This is a genomic window from Paenibacillus sp. OSY-SE (assembly GCF_000283315.1).
GTDB classification, from domain to species: Bacteria; Bacillota; Bacilli; order Paenibacillales; family Paenibacillaceae; genus Paenibacillus_B; species Paenibacillus_B profundus.
In genome coordinates this window covers 19691-28611 of sequence record NZ_ALKF01000136.1, presented here as the reverse complement: position 1 = coordinate 28611, position 8921 = coordinate 19691, and the positions used below count along the sequence as shown (strand labels likewise).

5 protein-coding genes are annotated in these 8921 nt (G+C 50.8%); 4 read left to right on the top strand and 1 reads right to left on the bottom strand.

Translation table 11 applies throughout. The features are described from left to right. Positions 1-320: 320 nt before the first annotated feature. From A372_RS0102965 to A372_RS0102955, 3 genes are all read left to right on the top strand, one after another. Positions 321-548: a hypothetical protein gene (locus A372_RS0102965; protein ID WP_019419353.1), complete on the top strand. Its 228-nt coding sequence runs from the start codon at positions 321-323 to the stop codon at positions 546-548. Between the two features lie 251 nt (positions 549-799). Further along, complete coding sequence (locus tag A372_RS0102960) at positions 800-2608, top strand: sensor domain-containing diguanylate cyclase (RefSeq protein WP_157259403.1); 1809 nt, start codon at positions 800-802, stop codon at positions 2606-2608. 315 nt (positions 2609-2923) lie between these two features. After that, entirely contained in the window at positions 2924-3886 is a 963-nt protein-coding gene (locus A372_RS0102955) for a serine/threonine protein kinase (protein ID WP_019419351.1), read from the top strand. 230 nt (positions 3887-4116) lie between these two features. Here A372_RS0102955 and A372_RS0102950 read toward each other — a convergent pair whose 3' ends face one another. Beyond that, positions 4117-6177, bottom strand: coding sequence for a VWA domain-containing protein (locus A372_RS0102950; protein ID WP_026010861.1), 2061 nt, complete (start codon positions 6175-6177; stop codon positions 4117-4119). 463 nt (positions 6178-6640) lie between these two features. On the opposite strand from A372_RS0102950, the gene A372_RS0102945 reads away from it, so the two are divergent. Beyond that, on the top strand, positions 6641-8809 hold the full coding sequence (locus A372_RS0102945; protein ID WP_026010860.1) for a hypothetical protein: 2169 nt from the start codon (positions 6641-6643) through the stop codon (positions 8807-8809). Positions 8810-8921: the final 112 nt, after the last annotated feature.

The following is an 8921-nucleotide window of genomic DNA, read 5'->3' as shown; positions in this document are numbered from 1 at the left end:
GAGCGGCAATGGCAAGGACAAGCGGGGCCAGAACGCCGCAGTGAGCGGCAGGGGGCCAAGCCGACGTCTCGGAAGCGATCATCCGGCGCATTCGGCGCTACATCGCCGAATCGCAAAGGCAAAGCACCCGCAAGTGCAGGCAGAAGGAACAATAAGAGAACTCGCTAGTACGCTAATATCGACGCTTATGGCTATCCAGGCCGTAAGCGTTTTTTGATCATTAAGAAAGGTAGTCCCCCGTCCTTTTCAAACGAGAATAGGTTGTCGGTCTTCCGTACAATGATCCTTAGCTTCATTCTCCCATACAGTCAGGAGGGGGAATGTCGAGGATAAGACACATGCCGATTCGTATATCCTGCCATGAAGCGGTCGATCATGACAGCAGTGATCCAGAGGGGGCATTGGACGTGCCCCTCCTGATGGCAGTTAACCAGATTCGTCATTGGGCGTGCCGCTTCCTGATGAAAGGGGAGAATGAAGCAAAGGGGCGTGTAAAGCGATTCACCGTCAGTCTGAACGTGCCACTGTACGCGGTCGTTCATCTTTGAACGGCCTTGATAGAGGTTTTCTCATCGGCGCTTCTGTTCCATTCTCGTTGAAAAATGAAGGCGTGTTTGAACCTTCTGAACTTCGGGTAGTAGTTAGAAGCATAACTTGTCCGCTGCACCCTACACATCGTGTAGGGTTGCTTTCATTCTTGACTGCGAAGCAGGTTACAGAATTATGTTACTATGATGAGGTATGCTTTGTTTCGTCGACAGGTGAGGCGAACGACTGGAAGAAAGGTTGAGAGACATCGATGATGCGCATGCGCGACCCGCTAACAAGTCTTATTAATACCCCAGCTGCCCCCAGGCAGAAGATGATGGCCATCATTATCGGATCCGTCATGTTCGTCATATCACTGATTGCCATTCCTTTTGCGTCGACCCCATTGATTCATATTAAGCCGTTTATGTCCATCGTTATCGCATGGGTTATGTTTGGTTATTTCATGACGTCGTATTTGCTCTATATTCAATTTCAGGTGACGCGATATAAACCGATTTTGATTTTATCCGCGACGTTTCTTTATTCCGGTCTAATTACGATACCGGAAATTCTGACCTTTCCTGGAGTGTTTGCGCAGGAGGGACTGCTTAATGCAGGGCCGCAGTCGCCCATCTGGTTCTGGATATGCTGGCATGCTGGGTTTCCATTAGGCGTTTTCATGTATGCGTTCAGTTTGAGAAGATGGAGCTTTGCCTCGACAGAGCGCAAAGGCAAGGCCGGGTCAGGCGCCATTTTTGGCGGTGTCATCGTCATCCTCGCAGGATTGACTTATTTGCTTACGAAGCATCATGAGCTCTTGCCCGTCATTATACGGGGAGGGAAATATAACGAACTGATTACGATGGGGATAGGTCCTGTATTGTCGTTGATGAATCTGGCGGCGCTTGTATATTTGTATGTGATGACCAGGGGGCAAAGCCTGCTTCATCTGTGGCTTTTGCTCTCGGTCTTTATGTTATTTCTCGATCTTGCGGTTACGCAGTTCGCGGGGGCCCGTTACAGCTTGGGTTGGTATTTGTCGTGCGTCAATTCGCTTATATCTTCGACGGTGGTGCTGTTTGTCTTCTTTCATCAGATGAATCGTCTGTATGTGCGGTTGATTATGTCGCAGAGCGCGCTCAAGCAATCTCAAGAACGAGTGGCCCTCATCCTGGACAGTATTACGGACGCCTTCTTCGCGGTGGACAGACAGTGGGGATATACCTACACGAATAAAGAAGCGGAGAAATACTACGGCTTTACGTTTGATGAAGTGAAGGGGCAGTCTATCTGGGAAATAAGCCCGCAACTAGCGAAGACGAAGCTGTCCGAGATGTGTCATCGAGTCATGGATCAGGGGGAGCCGGTGGAATTTACCGACTACGACAAGCTGCGCGGCCGCTGGCTTGAAATTCGGGTGTATCCGTCCCGTGACGGGATATCCGTCTATTTTCGCGATGTGACCGAGCGAATTGTCGCTGAGGAGCAAATGAAGGAAGCGAACAAGAAGCTGCAGATGGCGAATCGGCTCCTGACCGACTTTTCCTACACGGATGGACTTACCGGCGTATATAACCGCCGTTATTTCGATCAGATGATGCAACAGGAATGGGAGCGGATGAAGCGGGAGAAGAGTCCGCTATCGCTCATTATGCTCGATATCGATTATTTTAAGAAGTATAACGATACGTATGGACATCTTGCTGGAGATGAATGTTTATGTCAGGTGGCACAAGCGATCCGAACGGTGGTCATCCATCCGCTGTACGTGATGGCCCGATATGGAGGAGAGGAATTCGGCGTCATTCTGCCGCAGACGGATGCTGCAAAAGCGATGGAAGTGGCGGAGGCGATCCGTGTGTATCTGGAGTCGTTGGCGTTCCCTCATACCGCTTCCGAAGTGGGCTCGATTGTGACATGCAGCCTGGGCACCGCAACGAGGCTCCCGGAACATACGCTGCCCGATGACACCCCGAGTATGCTTATTGCTCAGGCGGATCAAGCATTGTATTTGGCTAAGCAGGCTGGACGCAACTGTGTTGTAGCAGATACCGGAATTGTTATTACCCGTGAATAAATGAAAGAACAGAAAGGGCACGCTGAGTGAGGCGTCCTTTCATATTGTTCGGTCAGCTAGGGAAAGCGGGCAGTAGAGGACGGTCCTGTACATTAAATGTACATTTGCAGCTCGCGAATGATCGCTGTGGAATGTGAGAGGCTGAAAACTTTGCGTTCTTGGAGCAAATGCAATTGTCACGAATTTTGCATGGATGATAAATTACATAGAAAATTATGGGCGCTATGCTACAATAGGATATAATTACGCGCCTTAGTGGACAGAAGGCAGGGAAATCTGCCGCAGCCAAAAGGCTATGAGTATCGGGAGGAGCCTGTGAAACCGGAACATGCGGACATATGTCTGAACAGAAATGTAGTGCTTCATCATACATACAAAGTCAAAAAAACGGTCTCCCGCAGTGAACTGGCGATGATATACACCGGACGCCATGTGGAGAGCGGGCAAGCCGTCATTATTAAGGAGTCGTATCCGAAGCAGCTGGCGCTTCGCGATCTGGACAAGCGGACCGTGCTGTGCCGAACACCATCTGCCAAAAGGCAGTATGACGAGCTGCGTGAAGCGTTCCTGATGGAAACCAAGGTGCTCCAACAATTGAGCCACCCGAACATCGTCCACTATCTCGATCACTTCGAGGAGAACGGCACGCATTATATCGTCACGGAATATTGCAAGGGAGTGTCACTCGACCGTTACATCGAGGAAGGACAACTCACTTCTATGGCGGACTTCCTGCACAGAACGATGCTGCCACTCATCGATGCGCTTGAATACGTTCATGCCCAAGGCATCATCCATCGCGACATCAAGCCGGCGAACGTCATCATCGGGGAGGACGGACAGCCAATGCTGCTGGATTTCGGATCGGCGGTATATTATGAGCGGACCGGACACCGAATCTTTACGAGCGCGGGATATTCTCCGCTTGAATTTTATTCAGAAAAGTCGCGTCAGGGCGTCGTTTCCGACGTGTACAGCTTTGCGGCGACGTTATACTTCTGCCTATGCGGCCGGGCGCCGAACGATGTGACACGGCGGCTGTTCGACGACAGCATCGATCCCGTCAGAAGCTGGAACCGGAGCGTCAGCCCGTTGATGTCGCATGTCATTCGAAGAGGGCTTGCCGTCAACCCGGACAAGAGACACTCTTCCATGAAGAGATTGAAAGCCGCATTGCATACAGAGCGACTGCTGCGGACTGTTATTGAACGTCTGCCTGGCAAGCGCCAGCAGCCAGACGACACCCGGCAGAAGCTGCCCGGACGCAAGCAGGCTTAACCCCGGAATCCGTGCATTGGAAGGGCCTGGTCCCGGAAGCTGCACACTAGAAGGCCTAACGACGGAATACGTACTGGAGCTCATATGCAAAAAGGCGCCAAGCCGCGAAACAGTGCGGCATTTGGCGCCTTTTTACGGAATCCCGTGCCAGTCAGCCGTGCTTGCGCAGCAGAGGCTCTTGCGCGGCTCCGCGCACAAGAGCCTCTGCCGCGAGCCCGGCGCTCTACAGTCTAGTTGCGGGCTTGGAATGCAGCCGGATCCGCATACGACACGGAGCCTGGATTCACAGCCTTGAAGCGCAGCTCAATCTCCGTAATTCCGTCTTCGAACGTAATGTACAGCTTGTCATTATATTCGAGGATCTCGGTGTGATTGGGCTTCAGCGGCGTGCGGCCCTTCGCCACCGTGCAATTGGTACGATGCTTTACCCGGAGCGTGCCGTTCTTACCCGCCTCGAATACGATATGGGCTGCTTCGGGCAGCGGTTCGTTCACGTCTAGACGGGCGAACAGTTGCTGCAGGCTTACACGCCGCGCCTTGCCCAAGGAGGTGAGCGGCCAATATTTGACGGGGACTTCATTGCCGCTCGCCGTATTGAGGAAATATCCCTCCAGCCTGCCGGTGAACGCCGGCTTGGGCCGCAGCAGCACAAATAATGCCCCTGCAGCTATCAGCGCAGCAAGCACGCAGCCCCCTATAATCAAGTAACGATCCCACACGGAAGAGATCGCAATAGTCAGATCGCCCGTGACGGTGCCGCCTTCCGGATCCGTCGCCGTGATGGTCAGAACGGCCGAACCGGAACGAAGGGGGGACAGGATAAGCCATGTTCCATCTACGTGAGCCTCGATCTGCTCTTCACGTTGGTTGGCAGCAATCTTGTACGTTAATTCATCCCCGTTCGGGTCAGTAAAGTAGCGGCTGAAATCCAGCTTGGCCTCGCCGTCCTCCTTCGAGATCTCGATTGCTGTCAGACCGGTGGATAGTGGTGCCTTATTCGTAATATCCAGATGACTGCCCACAGTTTCTCTGAAGAAATGAGGCCCATTCATGACGACCTTCCAATCGTATATTCCGGATACCGGGAATCGATATTCTGCCGTAAAGCCTGCCCCGTTATTATCCATCGGAACCCGTTCTTCCTGGTTCGTCTTCCGATCCTTGACGATGAGCTCCGCTTGCAGGTTGTGATATATGTCTTTGTCCTCCAACGCTTTGCCTTGGAACGAATATAGACGGGAGGCAAAAGCGGCCGGCTGTCCCTTAATTGCCTCTTTGGATTCCAGATCCGCGCCAGCCTTCATGTTGTAGCTGCCGAGCAGGTTCACCTTCACTACGTCACTGGCAGTCCCTCTGAACTTCAGCAGCAGCTCCCCTTTTTGCGGCTCTACAATTTTCATTAGCGTATATTTTCCAGACTTGAAGAATCTGACGTTCTTCGAGCTGTAGTAGATTTGTGATTCTTTCAGCGGGTTCTGGGAGAGCAGGATGATGTTCGCCTCCGACATGCTGGAGTTGGGAAGGCTCACCTTCACTTCCTGCATTCCTCCGGTTGCGGTAACCGCAGCGATGGGAACGAGGACGGATTGAATCTGATCGGCGAAGATTCGGTTGAATATTTCCGGCAGATCTTCCGCACTGCTCGTCATATACGTAGAGCCGCCCGTCTCCGACGCAATCTGCTCTAATTGCTTCTCATTGACGGAACCATCATGATTCAGACCGATGGTGTAAATGGGATAGCCCTTCGTTTTGGCTTGACGGATGACACGTTCCACATCCTTGTTCGAATCCGCTACCGTTCTACCGGTATAGGTATTTCCAAAATCGGTTCCTCCGTCGGACAGCAGGATGATAAAGGGCTTGCCGCTCTTTCCCGTGCCGGCTGTTGCGATATCCGCGCCCTTTTTCAAGCCGAGGCCGAGATCCGTATATCCGTAACGGCGCAAACTGCCGACTTTGCGCTTTAATTTCTCCTTTTGTCCAGGCAGCGCGAGCGAAGTGAGCGGTTCCGAGGCGACGATTTTGTCATTATAGGCAACGAACCCGATGCGGGTACGCTCCGAATCGCTCATATCCATGAACATGTTGACGACTTCCGCCGCAATACCTTCTTTATCGGTCTCATTCATCGAATAACTGACGTCCATAACAAAGACAGCATCGATCCCTTGCTCCGCACCGGCCTTCGCATCGGCATACCGGATGGGCACCATGACCGATGCAGCGAGCCATACGGCGCAGGCCAAAAGAAGTGAAAAAATAGGATTAAATACCCATATTCTCCTCATAAATATCGCGATACCACCTTTTTACTAAAAATAAAAAAATATTTTTTTCTGTAACGATATAAACATTTTGTTAGATTATACCGAAATAATTGGGAGAATGAGGAAGGTGGTCGGGACAATAGGAGAATTCAGCTCGCCGTCCCAAAATATAACATCGGCAATACGACCTAAAAACTGAAGAGGATTTGTAAAAAATCGTTCTTTGTTGGGGGAAATAAGGAGATTAATAGTTATTTAGTACCTTTTATTAAAAATATTGACAAAAAAGGATGGGTCTATATAAGATTGTGTCGAACTAATCTCCTAGTTTTTGAATAAGCAGTACTTTTGCGATAGAAATACTCACACAGCTAGTGCGAAGAGACTATCACAACGAAATAGAGAGGAGGAAGCATGAAGATTTGCAAGCCGGTGCGTGCAGGTGCGCGCGATAGACGGTTTGCCACTTTTTGTGCTGAACACTATGGACATCATTAATCAAACGAACCGCGCCATGCTCTTCGAGGAAATCAACCCGGAGATGCTGGACCTTCTGACCATCGTAGGCGATGTCAAAGGGATTGACAGTCTAAGTGACGACAAAGTCAAGGAAGTCAACGAGCAATTGCTTGTACGCAGCTTTGACGAGTTTCTGGACAAATTCTCGCCGAGCGTCTATTCATTCTACAACGCAGCGAACCAGAAAGTGATGTACACCTTGAAAAAGCCGGAAGGTATTGCGGACGATTGCGTTTCGGAAATCAAAATCGATCAAAGCAACGATTTTCTGAAAATGCTGTTCACGCTCATCGACACGAAGCGCAGCCAAGGCATTACGAATGTGGATTTCAGGTTCGAGAATCTGCTCGACATGATTTCGCCGAAGAAGGTAATGGACGATATCCGCCAAGTGCGGAAGGAGATTCATTACTTGTACAGCCAGCACGACAAGCTGGATGACGGCGATCCGAAGAAGCTCGACCTCGGCGATAAGCTGAACACCATGTTCGAGGATGCGAGCAAGAACTATAACAACGTGATGGCGATGCTTCCGCTCGCAATCGAAGATATTAAGACACGGCTTCTGCTCGGAGGATCGCGGGAAGAGAATCAGTCCGAAGCGATTCAAATCGGCATGCTCACGATCGGTGAGGCTGGGGAACTGAAGATTATCGAAGCGCCGAAGAACGAGAACACCGAGCTGATGCTGCTCGATGACAGCAGCGGCACCGGACTCGCTAACGTATTTGAGGAAGATTACGAGTCGATTACCGAGACGCCGTCCTCCTACGTGAAGGATCTTGTCGTGCGTACGTTCTGTCCGCTGCCTGTCGTGCAGACGGAGGTCGATACGGAGACAGAAGTGCAGAACTACAACACCTACTTGGAATTCTACAAGAACGCCAAGGACGATTTTGTTAAAACGGTTAAACCTTTGGTGGAAAAAATATTGGGTGTCAGAATGTTCTTCGACCAATACGCGACCAAGAACAAAGGGATGCAGCCATCGCTCCTGATCACGAATGCGAAGCTCGACATGACGGTTAAGAGCAGCAATATTCCGAGATTGGAAACGTATTTGAACACGGTGAACTCCAAAAATGAGTTCTCCGATACGATCTGGTTCGGCATCGTGCCTTCCGTTGAGCTCGAGTCTGCTGGCAAGGTGAAGGTCACCCGCGAGCGGTTCCGGGGCAACGGGAAAGTCGTGAAGCAGGACGGTAATACGATGGAATCGCTGACGATGCTCTTGCAGGTCGTCAAAGATTACAAGGTGCAGGTCTTCTTCAGCTTCGAATCTGGAGAAGAGACGACCTTCAGCAGCATGGCGACCGCAGGTCTCGATAAGTACATCGACAAGTGCAGCGTCATGGTCCGCAAGGAATACAGCGAATTTGCCATTCCGTGTATCCCGAACTTCACGGTTATTCCGAAGGACAAATCCGGAGTCATCATTGACAGCCGTATGCTGCAAACCGAACACGGCGTCAAATTGTCACAGGAGAAGGAAGACATTCTGAAGCTGTGGATCGAAGGCGTATACGTGGGAGCAGCTTACGTTGCCGCCGGGATTGTCGCCGCGTACCAATGTCCTGAATACTTGCGCGAGTCGTTCAAAAATATTAGCAGGGAATACCCGGGCGTGCGCTTCGATATCGAGGCCAGCGATCATGCATTGCGCGCCGTCACGACGATGGCGAAGGAAATTACCGGATTCACGAACAACATCAAAGATGCGATCAACCGTAAAAACTTCGGCTTCGTCTTCTCTTCCGAGAATGCGCAGCTGCAGGACAAGGATATTAAGCGGATTACGGTATACAAAGCGAGAAGCATGGCCATGACGGAGAATGGCTTCGATTCGCTCTACAAGACGCTTGTAAGTACGTACATCGAACGCATTCTCCGCTTCCAGACGGGTGATTTCAAGCATGAGAACATCGTGAAATTTTTCAGCAACAACCCGAGCAGCCAAAAGAGCAAATGGCTCGGTACACGCGGGTATGTCAACTCCATCATTCAAGACGGGGACGACATGTCCTATATAATCGACGACAAGAGCAACCTGTGCCACATTGACCTCGTGTTCAACGGCAACGTGAAGAACCTCGAAGTCATGATTACGAAAGGCACGACGCCAGTCAAAGCATGACCGGCATATGGAAACGTGTGTTAGAGGTGGGCTTATCCAAGCTCACCTTCAAACATAAATCCCGAAAGCGGTCTGTGCTTTCGGAACCTATTTCAACCCAATTCAAGGAGGT